Source organism: Acidobacteriota bacterium (assembly GCA_038040445.1).
Classification (GTDB): domain Bacteria; phylum Acidobacteriota; class Blastocatellia; order UBA7656; family UBA7656; genus Onstottus_A; species Onstottus_A frigus.
This window is the reverse complement of the sequence record JBBPIG010000043.1, coordinates 1-18,180: the sequence shown is the minus strand read 5'-3', so window position 1 is coordinate 18,180 and position 18,180 is coordinate 1. Positions and strand designations below refer to the sequence as shown.

Sequence of the window (18,180 nt, the reverse complement as noted above, 5' to 3'; positions counted from 1 at the left end):
ATGTAAAAGTGTGGTCGTTGATTCACGGGTGATGCGCGCGTATCGCAGCGACACCCAAAAGCTCTGTGTTATTTACACGGCTTTGTTACGCCGATTGATAGAGAGGCTAGCTGCGCGGTGAATTGTCCTGCTGAAAGCAGCGTTCTCCTCCCTGGCTTCAAACACTTCTTGCTTGCGATCGCAAAACGGGTTCGAGGAATCTTGTGCGTCCATTATTACGTGAGCGATCGCAAATGAAAAACTATTAGCCTGAAACGAGCGCCCCGCGTGCTAGCCTTTTAGCCGAGCGATAGCGTACGGGCTCGCTTGAATCGTTACTCTCCGGGCCTGCCCGTCGCCATCTTTGTGAAAGAATTGAATAACAGCCTCGCGGGAAAGGAAAGGCTACTTCAAGGGGGGAATCAAGTCAAGGAAAATAGATGTTAAATTGACCGTCGGGAGAGCGCGGTAATTGGCGCCGACTCGCCAAGCTAAGCGACTACTACTTGATGAGCCGGTTGGCGCCTATGCGCCATTACTCTGGATGGAGTCCGTTTCTATTTTCGTTGGGCCAGCACCTCAACTACGGCTTTGAATGTTCCAACGTTGTCGGAGAGCAGGCCCTCGTTGACCGACAAAAACAGAAGGCCATCGCGCGTAGCAGTGAACTCTCCCGCGCGGCCCAGGAAGATGAAGTCATCGTTGTCGGACGAGATAACGGCAATGAGCGCGCCGGTAGGTTGGTCGGGCATGAGCCTCTTGGGATCGGGTAGATCGGTGACGCCTTCAGGCCCGCTCGTGCGTCCGCTTACAGGATCCAACGTGATGATGCCGCTCGCAGTAACGCGAATGTGGTCGCCGCGCTTGACTATCAGCCCCGAACTCGTCCAGTCCTTTTTTGCAGCCACGTCGACTGTCATTGTCTTCACGGGCAGCAGCGGCTTGCGAGTCAAGCGGTCGCCCTCGGCAGTTTCGGAAGCGGGTGGGTTAGTCACCGGTGAAGGATTGGTAACCGGAGGCTTTTCTGGTTGGGGTGATTCCGGCTCGCGCACGGGCGTCGGCGCAGGCTGCGACTCAGGAGGACCCGCTTCGCGCGGCTGAGGGTCGGCAGGCGGTGAGCTGCGCACCGGCGTTTCGCTAACCGGAACGGTGCGGGTCACGGTTTCGCGCCGCTGTGTGTCGCCGATCATGCGCGGTGAAGACTCGGGTGGGGGCGTTGGGGCGCTGGCCGCGTCCCCTGCGGAGGCAGATGAGTCAAACTCGATTCGCGCAACGTCGCCCATATAAACCATGGCCTTGCTCAGATAGTTGCCCGAACCGGTGTCAAGCATGACAATGAATTGATCGTCCGCGAAGCTGGTCACCTTGCCTTTGAGCACACTGCCGTTCTTCAAGTGTATCGTGTCCCCGAGAGCCGAAGACGCAATCACTGCAACGCACATCAGCGACGAGAGCAAAGACTTCCGCATTTTAAGGCCTCCGCCGTTTTTTCAATTTTTCTATTACGGTCGCGAATTATATCAGAGTGCTTTTCCAGTTTGAAACCTGAGCGCAACAGGCACTCGAGCGGGCGGTTCTGTTAAGCGCGAAAGAACCGTCACTCGCCTTCGCGGTTGACCCGATCGTTGTAGTCTTCGGACGACGCCGGATCGAGTTCCCAGCGTTTGCGGTCGCGCTCTTCCACTTTTTCAGTCGTGTGCAGCGGCTCGTTATCCTCGTAGGTCAGCCCGACGGCTTCGCCCAGTTCTTCGACTATGTCCTGGTCAGGCGTCGGAGCTGATCCGCCGACAGTCTCGTCGCCGATGTCGGCACGGGCCCAGTCGGCGTCGATGTCTCCCGCGGAAAGCACCGGCGTGCGCGAATGGTGCTCTCGAAGCTCGCGCCTTAGCCGCTCGCCTCCCGAAGCCAGCCGCTGCGCATCGGAGAACTCCTGTTGCACTTCTTCATCTGCCTCGTATTGTTCGCTCTCCGCATCGCCGGCATCGATGAATTCTTCTTTAGCCCTCTCCGCCATCTTGTCCGCCATACAGACTCGCCCCCTAAGCTGATCGCCACGGTGTCCACACCGAAAACTCTAGCACAGAAACATGCGAGGGAAAACATAAGAGGGCTTGTGAATTGTAGTTGAAGTAAGAGCGTGTGGGATAAAAGGCGAGATAGAGAAAAGGCGAGCCCGGCAGCGCCGGACTCGCCGGTAAACGCACGACTAAGCAACAGCCGCGATTACGCTGCTGGCAGCCAGGCCTTTTGGACCCTGCGTGATAGTAAACTCTACACGCTGCCCTTCGTTGAGCGTCTTATATCCTTCGGCCTCGATGGCAGAGTAGTGAACGAACACGTCGTCACCGCCTTCGCGGGTGATGAACCCGTAGCCCTTCGTCGCGTTAAACCACTTAACAGTTCCTGTTTCTCTCAATGCTTTCTTCTCCTTTTCATCTAGAGTGAATATGCAGAGTGATGATCGGAGCTAAAGCAAAGAGCGTTGCGGTTAAAACTTTCAAACGCGCAATACCTTAACTTCAACTTCAGTCCTCCTCACACTACTGCTGAACAAAACGCGCCAATCCTACACATCCAATAACAAGCTGTCAACCAAAATGTGGATGGCGAAAGGGCCGTTCTAGGTGAGCTCGCGCCACGGTGTTTGGTTCCCGCTCACTTCAGCATGATCGAGTTCTTCGTCACGATGTCATTGTAGGAATCGCACTCGCCGCCGGCGCACTGTTTGATCAGGTCATCGATCCGCTCCATCAACTGGGTGCTGAAATGATTCGGCTCGGCTTGCGGATGCGCGGGCGCGTAGTAGTTGAAATAGCTCCTGATGATCACGCTCCGGTTGTCGATTGGCAGCGCCTTGAGATTCTCGACGAACTTGTCGAACGTACCCTGCCGCTGGAGGTAAAACTCGACGTTTGAGACGTAGAAGGCCGACACCCGCTCTTTGATCTCGGCGGTGTATTGACCTATGGCCTTCACCGCCTGCGGGCCGGATAGATCGCCCACCACCGGGACGATCATGTCCTGGTCCTCGAGCTTCTTGATGAACTGAAAATCGTCTTCGGAGTTGAAGTAGTTCTGCTGTTGACCCGCGAGATCGGTCTCCAGCAGCAGGTCGCGATAGGGTGGGTATATCGAACGAGGGGGGCGATGGTAGCTCGAGTAGCGTATGTCGAGCCCGGCGCCAAAGAACGCCCGCTGTACCTTCGCGATGGTTTCCAGATCCGACTGAGACAGCGGTATCCCGAACTTCTGAACGTCCTGGCGTACTTCCTTCAGCGTCCTCTCGAACAACCTGGCGTCGGACGCAGTGCCGTCGATGTATTCAACGAGATCCTTTGCGCTGCGATTCTCCCAACCCTTGGTTTTTGGAAACGGCTTACCAAAGTAGGTGCACAAATACTCGATGCGATTCCGCGACCGGGCGAACAGCGCCTTGAAGAGCAGATGTTGGAGCAGGTTGTCACGGCGAATGTCGATCATGATCGCGATCTTCGGGCGAATCTTTGCGATGTAGGAGAAACTCTGATCCGGTCCGACTCCGATATAAACGCCGCCGCTGACTCCCAACTCGCGCAGCTTGCCGACCACGTGAAGATAGGAGGTTTCGTTGGAAATGAGATTGTCCGAGTCGAAATAACCGCCAGTCTCAGACAACCTGGCGGAGAGCGCGGCGAAAGACTTGTGAACGCGAGAGGCATTGGCAACCCGACTCGCGGCCGCAGTCAACAGGAACACCAACAGCAAAGGTACGACTGCTAGACGATTCAAGAGCGTCCCTCTCTTCTCCATATGCTAGACTCCGTTTAGATTTGATTTGTTCGTTCTTAGCTCATCCGGCAAAAGCTTTCGGGGTGGTTGGAATTCGCCTTTGATGCCTTTTAGCCATCGCATCGCATTTTGCCCGCCACCTAGCGACGACTTCGAGTGTTTTGAAACCTCACACTCGATCTAAGGCTTCTGCTCAGGCTGCCGGGCTGACAGCCTGCGATAGTAGTCTTCGATCATCTTTCGATAGCGATCGGGAGCGTCGCCGTCGCCGAACGCGCCGGGGCCGTTGTTGCCGAGCTTCGCTTGAAGCCTTCGCGCAAGCTCGATCTCGATTTGCCGCAGGGGGTCGATCACTTCGCTCTTGAGCAACGCAAGCTGCGCCGGATCAGCGAACGCATTCGGGTTCATGCGTCGCAACTGCTCGACCGCGCGATTGAGGTCGCGCGCAAGATCACTGTTGCGGCCTAACGCGCGTTTTAGATCTTCAGCGTCGGCGAGCCGTTGGCGAAGCTCGCTTTCGAGCTGGCGCAGTCCACCACTTGGCGGTCCCCCAGCCATTGACTTTGGATCATAGGCGCCGCCGTTTGAAGGACGGCCGCCTTGCTGGCTACCTCGCTGGCCTTGTCCTTGTTGGCTTTGCTGTTCCTGTCCTTGGCCCTGGCGTTGCCCTTGTTGTCCCTGCTGGCCCTGTTGCCCTTGCTGGCCTTGCCCTTGTCCTTGTTGGCCTTGCTTTCCCTGCTGGCCCTGCTGGCCCTGCTGACCTTGCTGGCCTTGCTGCCCTTGTTGTCCTTGCTGGCCGGCCTGCTGACCAGACTGATTCTGTTGGCCTCGTTGCCCCTGTTGCCCCTGCTGTCGACCCGATCGCTGCCCGCGTGCCTGCTGACCCGCCTGTTGACCCTGCTCATTCTGACGGCCTGCCTGCGAACCTGACTGTTGACCCTGTTGGCCCTGCCGACCCTGCTGGTTCTGTTGCCCACCCGCTTGCTGGCCGCGCTGGCCACGGCTGCCTTGAGATTGGCTCTGCTGGCCAGTTTGAGCCTGTTGCTGTCCAGCCTGACTTCCCTGCTGACCCTGCTGCTGGCCGTTCTGATTCTGGCCCTCCTGATCGCCGGATTCCATTTTGCGGCGCAGCGATTCAAGATTGTCGGCAAGCTCACGCGCGCGGTTCAGCGCCTCTTCCAGTCCCTCACCCTGAGCGCGGTTTTTCGCGCCCCCTTCTGCTGCTTGAAGGTCCTTGAGCACCTCTTCGAGATTGCCCTTGATGATTCGCTCGCGCTCGCGCGCCTGATCGTACCAACCGTTGGCGATCAGTTGCTGATTCTGCCGGATTCGATCGGGGATTCGGTTCTGACGAATCGCGCCGGCAGCTTCGCGGAGCTTGTCGCTCGCCTGCTGACGTTCCTGGCCCATACCGCGCGCCGCTTGATCGATGTCTCGTTCCAGGCCGGCGACTTGATCGGCGAGCGCTTGTTTGCGCTCGCCAATCTGTTGCTTCTTCGCTTCGCCGGCGCTTCCGGCTTGTCCGTTGCGCGCAAGCTCATCCACGCTGCGTGAAATCTCTTCCTGGCGCTTCAACGCTTCTTCGGTTTGCTGTCGAAGCTTTTGCACATTCTGTTGCCCGCCGGCGCGCTGGGCTGATTCCAGAGTGCGCCTGGCTTGCTCCATCCGATCGAGCGCGCGGAGCTGTTGCGCAGTTGATTCTCCGCCGCCCTGCGATGAAGAAGATGACTGTGATTGTGATTGAGACGCCTGCGCGCGCTTCATCTCATCCGCCGCCTGCTGCATTTGTCGGGCAGCCTCGGCGAGCTTCTGATCGCGGCGGTCGCGCGACAATTTTTCAAGCTCGCGAGCCATCTTCTGAGCTTCGTCGATCATTTCCTGCTGCTGCCGCTGCGATCCGCCGCCCTGCTGCTGCATTTGCGATCGCATTTTCTGTTCAAGCTGTTGCTGCTGACGGCGCGCAAGCTCCGCAAGCCGGCGGGCGATCTCGTCCTGCTGTTGCGTCTGAGTCTCCTGCTGCTGGCGCTGGACCGTCTCGTACTGGTTCTTCATCTTGTCGAGCTGAAGCTCGAACAGATCGGCCAGCTCCTGCTGTTCGGATTGGCTCTTGCCCTGACCCTGTCCGCCGCCGCGCGCGACTTGAATATCGCGGAAGATCGCCTCCGCGCGAAGAAGCTGCTGCAGAGAACGCTGCTCGGGTGGAAGCGCTTCCTTAGTCTTCTTGCCGCGCAGTTCATCAATCGCCGTCGACATTTCCTTCGAGGCTTGAGTGACATATTCAATCAGCTTCGCGTAGTCGGGCTGCGAGTTGAGCTGATCGCCAAGCCTGCGCCGAATGCGTTCGGCCAGATTCTCGGCGTCGGTCTTGAGCTTTTCCTGACTCAGCGTGACCGCGCCAAAGTTCTCATCTTTCTCGGCCGGCGTATAAGTCCGAAGTTCGCGCTGAACACGGAACGTCGCGGCAATGATCTCGCGCTGCCGCCGCGTGAGCGCGTTCGAATCCTGATCGCCACTTCCGCTGCCGCTCTGTTGAGCCTCGCGGAACTCGCGATCGAACGGCCGCACTTCCATGAAGTAAATATCGCTGGTCGATTCTTGAGGGTTGGCCGAATTGTCACGCGCCTTCGCGTAGTAGGAGATGAAATCGCCGGGTTGCAGCCCGTACTCCTCGAGGAAGAAAGTGTGCGCGCCGGACAGCGCGTGCGCGGCGTCGCTCTTCAAGTCTTGCAACTGTACTTTCTTTTCCTCGCCTCCGTTGACCGAGTAATAAAGCTCGACCGACGACACGCCGAAGTCGTCTTCCGCGCGCACCTGGGTAAACACCTCCTGGATGCTGCTGACCTTCATATCGCGGCCGGGTTTATCGATGACGATGGTCGGCCCGTGATCTTCGATCACGGTTATGTCGTATTCGTTCGAGCCGTTGTACCGCTCCCCGCCCTCGCTCGTGAGCTCGATGCGATATGTGCCGTTCTGCTTGACCGTGAACTGGCCGGTGAAGTGGTTATCGTCGCCGGGCGTCATCTCGACCTTCGTTCCGTCGCTGATCACGATGCGCGCAGCTTTCGCATTTGCACTCAAACCGGCGGTGACCTGAACGACCGTGCCCTTGAGCGCGGCGACTTCTCCGCCGTTCTCGATCTTCTTACTCGCGAGCCGCGTGTAAGCCGGAAAGTTAAAAACCAGGTCTATCTGCTTGACGAACGGCAGGTCTACGACCTCGAGCGAGAACTCCGGCGAACGCACGTCCTTCGATTCGACATAGTAAGTGACCGAATCTTGAATATTGAAGATGAGGAACTGAAACTCGCCGTTGTTCTTCGCGGGCTCCATCGTGTGAGCTACCCAGTTGTCGGCGCCGACCTTGCGCACGAACACTTGAGCAATCGCCGAATCAAAGCCCGCAAGCGTCGCCTTTAGTTTCTGATCCGAACCGCGAGGCACTCGCGCAGTGCCGGGACTGACGTTGATGAACATCGAGCTGGCCGCGACCGATTCGTCATCCGTGGAGTACAGCGCAGTCAGTCCGCTCGAGACCGATCGCGGACCGAGCACCAACGCACCCACCAGGGACAAAAGTATTAGCGCCGCCGCTGCGCCGTAGGCGTAGCCGTCGCGTCGATTTACGACCTGATCGAGATCAACAGACGAAGACCGGCGGGATGCGTCGGTGATCAGCCTTTCGACTATCGCGGGCGAGGCCTCGCGCGGATTCTCCGAGTAGTCCACCGACGTGACCAGGCGGTCGCCCAACCCACACTTCTCCTCGATCAGCCGCGCTATCCTGGCATCGTGAATCCTTTCGCGCAGAGGGCGGAGAATGAACAGCCATGCGGAGACCATCGTCAAAGCGACCGGCAGAAGTCGGAGGACCATCAGCACGGCGTGCCTTTGCTTGAGCAGACCGGCGGCCAGAGAGACAATCAACAGCGATACCGCCGCAACCCCAAGCGTGATAGCCGCGCCTCGCAGCGCCTGGCGAGTGCGAATTCGCCTGCGGACTTGTTTAATGACTTCGCTGACGTTCTGCAATTGAGGACTCATAACACGATCCTCCTAAAACTATTTGATCGAGTATAACCCGATTTCTCGGAGCGACCAATGGGACTTAACCACAAAGGCACAAAGACACGAAGAAAAAAAGACGAATGTCTCATTCCGAATCTGGACCTTCTTCGCGCACCACGTCTTCCCCTCTTCTATCTTCTATCTTCTATCTTCCCCTTCGTGTCTTTGTGCCTTGGTGGTTAATCCCCTTTAGATCAACTTCGGAATCCGAATCCGCCTGGCAATGACCGCTTCGGCTACAAACAACGCGAGCGCCGTAAGCAGCAGCGGCAGCCATAGCCGCTGCCTCGCTTCTCTTTCTTCGGCGGTCAATCGAGGCGGCTGAGCGGGCTGTGCGTTCTTATCATCCGCCGACGGCGAAATGCTCGCTATCAATTCATCGACGTTGAGCTTCGTCAGATCGGATTCCTTCGTGTCGAGATTCACCGCAACGAACTCGTCGCGATCCCGATAACGAAGCCGATAGAACCCGATCTCGCTCGCATCCAACGACTGCTCGCCCGAGGAATTCTTTCTTACGTCATCAATTCGCTTTCCTCCGGGACTATCAACCGCCGGCAATGAACCGTCTTTGTCGGGAGGCGTCGTAAACGCCTGCCCAATCGTGTAAGAAGAAGCGGCCTCGCGCCCTCCCAAATACTCGAGCATCTGGCGCATCAGCGGAAGGAACATCGGCGTGAGCGGCAGGTCGTTCCAGGCCGTGTCCAGCGTCGTCGTCACCAGCAAGACTTTACCTCTTCCCGCCGAGCCTTCGACTATTATCGGGCTCCCGTCATCCAGCGCCGCAATAGTCAGCGCTCCCTCTTTAGCGGTAGCGCGGTGATAGCCGTAGATCCGCGTCGAGGTCAATCGGCCGCTGCGCGCGAATGCATTGAAGATCGGATGATCGGTCTTCACCTGACTCATCAAAGCGTATCCGCGCGGCTGAACGATCTCGCCGAGCTGGGCGGGCGCGATTGATCCAAGCAGGCGATTGAAGTCGCTCGCGTCGGTGTGCTTGCCGGCGGCGAGGATCAGCCCGCCGCCGCGCTCAACGAAGTTCTTCAGCCCGGAGGCGAGTCCTTCGTTGATGTTCGCCGCGTCGTTTAAGATCACGACCCGGTACGGCTCGAGCTCTGTCGGGTTTACGCTGCCGGCGGTCTTCACGGTTAGAGCGTGCTGGTTGTTCTCGCCGGCGGCGAGCGACTGCTGTAGAAAGAAGCTCTCGCTTCTGCCGCGCGCGGCGGTGTCGATCGCAAACACTCGCGTTTGATTGTCGCGTCTGATGGTGAAGAAGAACTTGTTATCGAGCGGGAAGCCGTCGCCGGTGATCTCGACCGACGCGCGGTTGGAGCCCTCAGGAACATTGAATCCCGTGAACTCGACGTTGACGGTTGTGCCGGCAGCGAGACTCAACGGCTTTCGTTCGACCGGAAGGTCGTTGAGCTTCAGTTCGATAGCCGCATCCACCTCTTCCGCCCCGAAGTTGCTGATCCGAGCGACTGCCTTGCCCGCGTACTTCTGCGAGTAAACGACGGGATCGGCAACGACCCCGGACACCGCCAGGTTCGCAGTTTTTGCGTCCGACACATCGATAGGAAACAGTTTCACATCGGGAGCAAGCTTGACCTGCGGCGCCGCGCGATTCCAACCGGCATCATGAAAATCAGAGATGAGGTAGATGCGATGCAGGCCGCGACTGGCGTCTTTCAGAATCGCGTCCGCGGCTTGAATAGCTTGCAGATAGTCGGTTGAATCGAGACCCGGCTCCATCTGGTTCACCGCTGTCCCCGCTTCGGCGCGATCGGCTTTCAGCGGCATCAACACTTGATAGTTCCTGGAGAACAGCACAACGGCAAGGTGCTCGTCTGACGCCGCATCATTAATCATGTTGCGCGCGGACTGCCGCGCCCGATTGAACACTTCGCCGTAGCGCATGCTGTAAGACCCGTCAACCAGAATGACCGTGCTCGTGTGATCTCCGGACGCGGAGACCGGGTTGGAACTGGTAAAGAAAGGCCTTGCGAAGGCGAGCGCGAGTAGAAGCAACGCCGCGCATCGCATCAAGAGCAGCAGCAGGTTGCGAAGCTTGCGGCGGCGGATGGTCTTCTGCTCGATCTTTCGGAGGAACATCAGTGATGGGAATTGAATCCTTGGCGCGCGCGTTCGACGCACGAGATGAACGAGCACCGGCAATGCCGCCGCCATCGCTCCGAGAAGAAAGATTGGATTCAGGAAGGCCATGTGCCGTCACGCAACAATCAGGTCGCTGGCATCCTCCTCTACCTCCCAACCGAAGGCCTGTTTCGCTAGTTCGGTCATTAGGAACGTCGTTCTCCAAGTTATCCAAACTGCGACCGCCGAGCCAAATACGCGAACAACGACGCGTCGAGCGGCTCCGACGTCCGGTGCATCTCATAGTCGATCCGATTGCGAGCCGCACCTGCGCGCAACGACTCGATGTGCGAGTTGATCGCGCGCAGATACTCATCGCGCAAGACGTCGGGCAAGACGTGTAGCTGTTCTTCGGTTTCGGCGTCTTCGAGCACGACCGGCTCGATGAAATCGAAATCCAGCTCCTGCTTGTCCATCACGTGAAACACGATCACTTCGTTGCCACGAAAGCGCAGATGCTCGAGCCCTTCAATCACACGTTCGGGCTCGTCATAGAGATCCGATATCAGCACGACGATCCCTCTTCGCGTGAGCAACTCCGCCGTACGATTCAACAGATCGGCAATCGTAGTCCCCCGTCCGGGCGCGAGCCGCTCGATCACGCCGAGGATCGTGCGCAGATGGCCCGCGCGCGAGCTCGGCGGCACGTGTTCGATCACATCTTCATCGAACGCGACCAGTCCAACCGAGTCGTGTTGACGAACTCCAAGAAACGCCAGCGAGGAGGCGAGGTACTGCGCGTACTGGAGCTTGGTGACTTCACCGCTCGAGTAGCCCATCGAGGCGCTCGAGTCAACGAGCAAGTGTATTCGCGCGTTAGTGTCGCCTTGATATTTTTTTATGTAGAGCCGGTCGGTGCGCGCGAGCAGTTTCCAGTCGAGATGGCGCAAATCGTCTCCCTGCATGTACTGCCGATGCTCTGCGAAGTCGGTCGAGAAGCCGAGATAAGGCGAACGATGCAGTCCCGAGATAAAACCTTCGACGACCGAGCGCGCGATGAGTTCGAGAGAACTTATGCGTGCGAGAATCTCGGGGGCCAGGAATCGCGTGCCGGGTTGTTGCGTGAGGTTTTGCATCTCCAGTCGGGCCGCCGAATGAGTCAGAGATTGAAGTTGAATGTGATTGTGCCGATGACCTTGACCGGCGTTCCTGAAAGCGAAGTTGGGCGAAACGCCCACCCCTTCGCCGCCTCGACAGCCACTCCGCGCAATTCGACTGGACCCGAGATGGCCCGCGCAGAAATCACTCTGCCTTCTTCATCAGCGGTCACTTCGACCACCACGGATCCGCTAATCCGCGCCGCAATCGCGTCGGGCGGATATCGCGGTTCAACGCGCCTCGTCGCGCTGCCTTGAAAGACGCCGCCAGACTTGCGAATTATCATCGGCGGGCAAGGGGCGAGTTTCGTAGCGTCAAACCTTTCGGCAACCGCTTGCGGCTGCGCTTGATCTTCCGCCGACGAGTAGTACTGAAACTCTCGATAGAATATTCGAGTGCTTTCATGCACAGAGCCGTTAGGCGCTACGCTTGATACTTTGGCAGTCCTTTTTATCCAACTGCCTGTCGCAGCCAACTCGTAAGCGTATTGAGTTTTGTCGCGGCCTCTGAAATCCGGGTACTCGCATACCCTTTCGCTTGGCAGTCCTGAGTCGTTGTACTTGAATTCGCAACGATAGGAGGTGGAGTTGTTTTCTTCGATGATCTCCTTGACGCGACCTTTGTCATCGTACTTGTATCGAGTCTTGCCCAAGGGTCTTCCCGCACTGTCATACTCGTCGACTTCGGAACGCTCACCGGACTTGTTCAGCTTGAAGACTTGTTTGCGCTCTACCGGTGAACCGTGAGGCTGAGGCGGGCTCGTCTTATTTCCCGGGACTACGTCCTTGCCCCAATAGACGGTTTCCGTTCGGTTGCCGGCGGCGTCGTAGCTGAACACGTGGCGCGATGCGGCGCAATTGCTTCCAACACCGACAATCTCTTCTGTCATTCTTCCGCTGGGATCATATGAGGCGATCCTCTCAAGGGCGCGCGCGTTGTTCTTAGGATTCCCGGATTGATCCCGTACGTCTTCCGTATCGACGCGCACAAATCGAACCGGGCCGTTCATTTCGTCAAACTCGCGATCGGTCTTCTTACCCTGCCCTGACGATTGAAAAAAGAGCAAACTAAGGACGAACGCGACGACGATGGTCTGCATGGATGCTACCCCTATAGCCCTGATTTAGGTTCGGGCACGGTCTCGATCAACCGGCGAATCACGTCATCCGGCTTAACCCGTTCCGACTCCGCGTGGAAGTTCAGTAGTATCCGGTGACGCAGTATCGGATAAGCCAGCGCGCGCACGTCTTCGCATGACACGTTGTAGCGCCCGCTCATCACCGCGCGAGCCTTGCCGCCGAGAATCAAGAACTGCGACGCTCGAAGCGACGCTCCCCAGTTCACCCAGCGCTTTATGAAATCCGGCGAGCTATCAGACACCGGGCGGCTCGCGCCTACCAGCTTCACGGCATAGCGAGTAACCGAGTCCGCTACGGGCACCCGCCGGACCAACCGCTGGAATGCCAGGATGTCGGGGCCGGTCACGTTGCGTTCAAACCTGATGTCCTGATTAGAAGTCGTTTGATTCACCACGTCGACTTCGTCGTCCTCGTTCAGATAGCCGATCTGGATGTTGAACATGAACCGGTCAAGCTGCGCCTCGGGCAACGGATAGGTGCCTTCCATCTCGATTGGGTTCTGAGTAGCCAACACGTAAAACGGTTTCGGCAGAGTGTAAGTCGTCCCTTGCACCGTGACGCTGCCTTCTTGCATCGCTTCGAGCAGCGCGGCTTGAGTTTTTGGTGGGGTGCGGTTGATTTCATCTGCAAGGATGATGTTGGCGAAGATCGGCCCGTGAATGAACTCGAGCTTGCGATGCCCGGTCGAGCGGTCCTCCTCGATGATGTCGGTGCCGGTGATGTCGGACGGCATCAGGTCGGGTGTGAATTGAATTCGTTTGAATGACAATTCGAGTACGTTTGCGAGAGTTCTTATCAACAGCGTCTTCGCGAGTCCCGGCGCGCCAGTAACCAGCGAGTGGCCGCCTACGAATAGCGATATGAGCGTTTGATCGATGACTTCGTCTTGCCCGACGATGACCTTGCGCACCTCGTTGAGAACCTGCTGGCGCGCCGCAACGAGCTTATCAAGCAGCAGTTCGTCTTCTCGGATGATCTCTTGAGTATCTATTGCCATTCTCTCCTCGATTAAGGTTCAGGGTTCCGGGTTCGGGGTTCAGGGTTCCGGGTTCCGGGTTCAGGGTTCGCGCTTTCAAAATGAAGTGTCATCGAAGAACCCGGAACCACGAACCCGGAACTCGGAACCATTTCTTTTAATGCGTCAACGCGTAGAACACATAGTTCACGCCGAATTTGTAAGCGCTGTTTGTATCATCGATCGGCATGAACGGGTCGTTAGACCATTGCCAGTAATCGCTCACGTCGTTGTTGTAGTTGATGACCATCATCAGCCGCCCACGCTTGTCTTCGAGACCGAGGAACTCGGGTCGATACCGATCGTAAGGAGGACGCACGTCGAGCGATTTGATTGTAAAGAAGCAGTTGAATATCGGATGCGTGAGGTCCAGCGGCTTGATCTGATATTCGGTTTCGGGAAACGCTCGCTTCACGTGATACTCAAAATTCCGCATTTGGCTTGACCCCCGGAAGTCATCCACCAGCAGGAACCCGCCGCGCAAGAGATACTCGCGCATTCCCTGGATCTCGGGGTCGGTCAACTGCATAACTCCGACCTCGCACATGTAGGCGAACGGATACTTCATCAAGTTGGGATCGTCAAATGAGAAGATGTACTCGTCTTCGTCGAGCACTACCTGGAGCTTTGAAAGCTCAGAGAGAATCTTTGAGAAGTGCAGCCCGGCTTCGGGGTAATCGTGCGACCAGTGCTCGCCGCGGTCGCCAAGATCCGCGCCGGCATACATTGGAGCAATCTTCACCCGCGCGAACTTGAACTTGTCCGATTCGTCTTTCTTCTCACCCAGCCGAGCGTCGTCGTAGTGAAAAGACTTCTCCGCCGTCCCGCTTGCCGACGAGAGAGTCAGCGGCGTAAGCGTGGCCGCCAGTACGACCAGGATCAAGATCACTTGCAATTTGTAATTTGCAATTTTCAAATTTCAATTCTCGATTCTCAATCTAGGGTTGCCTGCTTGCGCGGAGCTTCAACAAAAGCTCCTGCGCCTTATCAAACCCCGGCGCGATCTCGAGCGAGCGCAGCACCTCGCGGCGAGCCTCGGCGTGATTGCCCGCCGCTTCAAGCGCCCGTGCAAGATCGTAGTGAGCTTCCGCCAGATCGGCCGGCGCAAGCGCTATCTGCACTCGAAACTCGCGAATCGCTTCTGAGGGGTTGCCCAACTCAAGATAAACGGCGCCCGCGAGCTTGTGCAAGCTGGGGTCGAACGGCTGAATATAGAAGCTCTGCTTGAGCGCCTCGACTGCCGCCTTGCGATCCCCCAATGCGAGTCGCAACCGCGCCAGCTTCGCGAGCGCGCCCGCGTTGGTCTCGTCGTACCTGACGAGCGTGTCGAGCACCGACGCCGCTTCCGGCTTCTGCCCTCGGGCCTCGTAGATCTCCGACAGCAGCGCGTACGGATTTCCCTCCCCGGTGTAGTACGGGAACAGCTCGGAGGCGCGGCGCAGGTGTTCTATGGCTTTTTCCGCGTCGCCTTCAGTCTTGTACATCGCGCCAAGGCGGAGATTAGCGAAGTAATCGTTCGGCCTCGCCTTGAGCACCGCGAGCAGCGCGTCCTTTGAAAGTGTTTGTCCCGCCGCGGCGCGAATCGGGCCGCTGCCGATTGCTTCAACCCAGGCGCTGGTCTTCGATCGAACATAATCATTGAACGCGCGATCGAAATCGTCTGAGGGCAGCTTGAGCACGCGTTGCAAAACATCAGGCGTCTTCGCTCCTTCTTTGTAAGAGGCCAGCATCTTAAGAATCCCTTCGAAGCCGAACTTCTCTTCCACGAACTCGCACACCATCGAAGCTTGAAAGTAAGCGAGCGGCACTCCGTCGGGTGACTTCGGATGTGTAAACGCCGCGTCGAGATCGTTGATCTTGACGAAGCGGCCATCGGTGAAAGCCTTCAGATTCCGCAGCGACCAGTTGTCTCCCCACCCTGCTCGCGCCCGGCGTTCTTCGTAGACTGACAGCCCTTCGGAAAACCACCGCGGTATCCGGTGATCGGTTACCTCGAGCGTGATCACGTGAGCGAACTCGTGCCACAGCGTGCTGCCCCAGTTGAACTCACCCGGTGGCCGCGCCGAAGGACTGTCCATCGCAATCACCTGGCCGAAGCAGACCCCCAACGCACCCAAACCTGGAACACCAAGCGAGCGCACCGCAAAGTCGTCGTGGTCGGCAAACACTTCAATCGAAATCGGCGCGGGCGGTGTGAAGCGGTACTTTGAGGTGAGCTTCTTGTGCGCTTCTTCCATCAGATCAGCGGCGTACGCTGCGAACGCGCCGCTTTCCTTTGACGACGACTTGATCAGGAACGGCCCGCGCACTGTATCGACGTAGTCCTTCATCGAGTCGAGCAGGTCGAGCGTGTTCTTGGCCCACGGATTGAACGGGTCACCCTTGAATGCCCGCTCGAGCTCCGCGCGGCCCTCCTCACCCCGCCCGACCCGCAGCAACTGAATCCCTAGCTGAGTCCGCGCGCTCCAAAGATTGGGAGAGAGCTCGATCGCGCGGCGGCCATAATCAACGGCATCGGTATAGCGCCGGTTGTTCACCGCAAACTGCGCGAGAGTGTCGAAGACTTCGCCGGCGTGAGGGTTGACGGCCAGCGCGCGTTTGATCACGGCGTCCAGATCGGGCTTTCGATCGGCTAAATAGAACATCGCGGCTCGAACGCCCATTGCTTGAATCGAGTTGGGGTTCACCGCAAGAGCTCGATCGAGCGACTTGGACGCCGGGTCGAACTGATCGGCTTCGAGGTTCAGCCAGGCCCGCAGCACGAGTGCGCCGACGTGATTCGGATTCACCTTGAGCGCCCGCTCGACTGCAACCGACGCAACCTCATTCGAACTGAAACGCACGCTCGCCGCGTAACCGGCTTGCGCATCGGCGGAGCCCTCGTTGATCTTGAACGCGTCTTGAAACAGGCTTGGGGCTTCGTCGTAGCGGTACTTCCGGTTGAGCAACTCACCCTGACCGATGAAAGCTTCGATGTAGGTTGGATCAGCTTCGCGGGCGTCCTGATAAAACTCATTTGCGTCCTGGAACTTTTCAAGCAAGGCGAAGGCTTGGGCAACCAGGACCAATTCCGGGGCGGTGCGCGGCTGGCTTTCGGTGTAGTAACGGCCTGCTTCGAGCAGCGGCGCTCGAGACTCGGTGTCCTTTCCTTGAGCGAGAAGCGCGCGCGCGCGGCCCACGTTCGCCTGGAGCGCTACCGGCCCCTTCGCCTCCTTTGCTGCGCGCTCGAAATCCGTGGCAGCGTCAGCGTAACGGCCAGTCTGAAACTCAATCTCACCGAGCGAGCAGCGAGCGCTCCCGTCCGTCGCATGGTCATTGAGAAACGCGCGCAGCCTCTTCTCCGCGGTCTCGTATTGGCCGGTCTCAGTCTGGGCTCGAGTGATGCCGTCGAAGGCCTCGCGGTCCGCGGGGTTCTTTTGCAGAAGAGTCGAGTAGGCGGCGATGGCTTCTTTGTAGGCCCCGTGTTTCAGCAGAAGGCGTGCTCGTTCAATGGTGGCTTCCTGGGCGGAGCTCGAATTGAATGAGCAGCCGAAAAAGAAAACGATAGCTATGATCCCAAGACGTCTCATCAAGTCAACCTGTAAGGGCGGTTCGGGGCCGCCCCTCCTTCCGCTACAATAACAGTCCTTCCGCGCGTGAGACCGTGTGAAAACCCCCAACTGAAGTTGGGGTTTTTCACAAGAGTCTCGCGTACCGAGGGCGGACACCCGCCCGCACAGGCTTACTTTTGGCGAGCTTTAATCTGCTGATTCACCGTGGCGAGTTCAACCAGCACCCGTTCAAGCTCCGCGTCGTAAGCTTCCGGTTTCATCTCGCTCTTGCGAGCCTTCAGCTTTTCAACCTCTTCCTCGAGCCGCTGGCGCTCTTTGATCAATCGCCCGAGTTCAACATCTCCGGCTGCCTCTTCGACGTGCTTGGAGTCAACGTAGACGACCTTGGCGAGGGTGCCGTCGCCGCTCGCCGCTTCTTCGTGGCCAGCGCCGTCCGCGTTGTCATCGATCAGCGCGTGCTCGGTTGCCAGACGTTTTTTCTCCTTATACCATTCAGCCGTCAGCTTGGTTGCGTAATTGAACGCTTCGAGCGCCGAGACACGTCCGTTCTTATCGGCGTCCGCCGCGCCATCCGACAGCCCCGCTATGAAGTTATCGGCGAAGACCGTAGCATTCTGTTCGCTGCCGCTGCGCGTTGCCGTAATCACGACGCGGCCTTCGCCTGACAACGGCTTGATGAACTCGCCTGATGAGCTTGCGCAATTAACGAACAAAACTCTTTTGTTTGGCAGCGAGCCGATCAACTGGGCATAGTCTTTCGCGGCGAGGTCCGGGCCGATCAGGTTGAACTTGGCTTGCTGGTTGTCAAACGACCCGTGCCCGATCAACACGACCAGCATGAGGCTATCGGCGTTTGCAGCGGACTTGATCGAAGCGAAAGCTTTGCGCACCTCGTCGGCGGTCGCGCGCCGCGACGGAGCTGCATCAGATTCACGAGCGCCGTCTTCGGGGCCCCCGCCCGTCTCGGTCAGCAGAAAGACGTTCTTAGCAGCAAAGCCAAGCTGCGCAGTCAGCGCTTCGTACAAGCGCGTCGCCTGAGCAGTGAACTTCTTCGTGTAAGCTTCTTCGCCTCCCACACCTGCTACGACCACCGCGAACTTGTTGGGATCGGTCGCCGCTGATTTCCTGGCCGCCGCTTTAGACGCAACGTCTTGCCGGGACGGTGATGCGTTCTGGGTTGGAGCGTTTCCCCGGTCAGCGCTAAGCGCGCACGAACAGAGACCGATCACCGCCGAGACGGTGAGAGCGCAAAGCAGAAGGCAGAAGGCAGAAGGCGGAAGGCAGAACCCAGAAGGCAGAAGGCAGAAGGCAGAAGGCAGTCTAGTGGGCCTGATTGTGGCTCTTGCTGTTCGCTGCCTTCTGCCTTCTGCTTTCTGCATTCTGCTTTGCCTTCTGCCTTCTGCTTTCT

12 protein-coding genes are annotated in these 18,180 nt (G+C 58.0%); all 12 read right to left on the bottom strand.

The features are described from left to right. Positions 1-536: 536 nt before the first annotated feature. Entirely contained in the window at positions 537-1,448 is a 912-nt protein-coding gene (locus tag AABO57_27310; GenBank protein ID MEK6289439.1) for a hypothetical protein, read from the bottom strand. A 128-nt stretch (positions 1,449-1,576) separates the two neighbouring features. Then, the gene (locus AABO57_27305) at positions 1,577-2,005 is read right to left on the bottom strand and encodes a DUF6335 family protein (GenBank protein ID MEK6289438.1); all 429 of its coding nucleotides are present in this window, start codon (positions 2,003-2,005) and stop codon (positions 1,577-1,579) included. A gap of 180 nt (positions 2,006-2,185) precedes the next feature. Further along, complete coding sequence (locus tag AABO57_27300) at positions 2,186-2,395, bottom strand: cold-shock protein (GenBank protein ID MEK6289437.1); 210 nt, start codon at positions 2,393-2,395, stop codon at positions 2,186-2,188. A 239-nt stretch (positions 2,396-2,634) separates the two neighbouring features. Beyond that, positions 2,635-3,768 (bottom strand): hypothetical protein, encoded by a 1,134-nt coding sequence (locus AABO57_27295; protein ID MEK6289436.1) that lies wholly within the window; start codon positions 3,766-3,768, stop codon positions 2,635-2,637. 159 nt (positions 3,769-3,927) lie between these two features. Then, positions 3,928-7,791, bottom strand: coding sequence for a DUF4175 family protein (locus tag AABO57_27290; GenBank protein ID MEK6289435.1), 3,864 nt, complete (start codon positions 7,789-7,791; stop codon positions 3,928-3,930). Between the two features lie 213 nt (positions 7,792-8,004). Then, complete coding sequence (locus AABO57_27285) at positions 8,005-10,038, bottom strand: BatA domain-containing protein (GenBank protein MEK6289434.1); 2,034 nt, start codon at positions 10,036-10,038, stop codon at positions 8,005-8,007. 98 nt (positions 10,039-10,136) lie between these two features. Then, entirely contained in the window at positions 10,137-11,045 is a 909-nt protein-coding gene (locus AABO57_27280; protein MEK6289433.1) for a DUF58 domain-containing protein, read from the bottom strand. 23 nt (positions 11,046-11,068) lie between these two features. Further along, positions 11,069-12,166, bottom strand: a complete 1,098-nt coding sequence (locus AABO57_27275; protein MEK6289432.1) for a TonB family protein — start codon at positions 12,164-12,166, stop codon at positions 11,069-11,071. 11 nt (positions 12,167-12,177) lie between these two features. Next, the gene (locus AABO57_27270; protein MEK6289431.1) at positions 12,178-13,203 is read right to left on the bottom strand and encodes an AAA family ATPase; all 1,026 of its coding nucleotides are present in this window, start codon (positions 13,201-13,203) and stop codon (positions 12,178-12,180) included. Positions 13,204-13,339: 136 nt separating this feature from the next. Next, positions 13,340-14,137 (bottom strand): DUF4159 domain-containing protein, encoded by a 798-nt coding sequence (locus AABO57_27265; protein ID MEK6289430.1) that lies wholly within the window; start codon positions 14,135-14,137, stop codon positions 13,340-13,342. A gap of 22 nt (positions 14,138-14,159) precedes the next feature. Beyond that, positions 14,160-16,790 carry a tetratricopeptide repeat protein gene (locus AABO57_27260; protein ID MEK6289429.1) on the bottom strand — a complete coding sequence of 877 codons (2,631 nt, stop codon included), beginning with the start codon at positions 16,788-16,790 and terminating at the stop codon, positions 14,160-14,162. Between the two features lie 152 nt (positions 16,791-16,942). Further along, positions 16,943-18,180 (bottom strand): hypothetical protein (locus AABO57_27255; protein ID MEK6289428.1); only part of this gene is annotated, 1,238 nt, incomplete at its 5' end.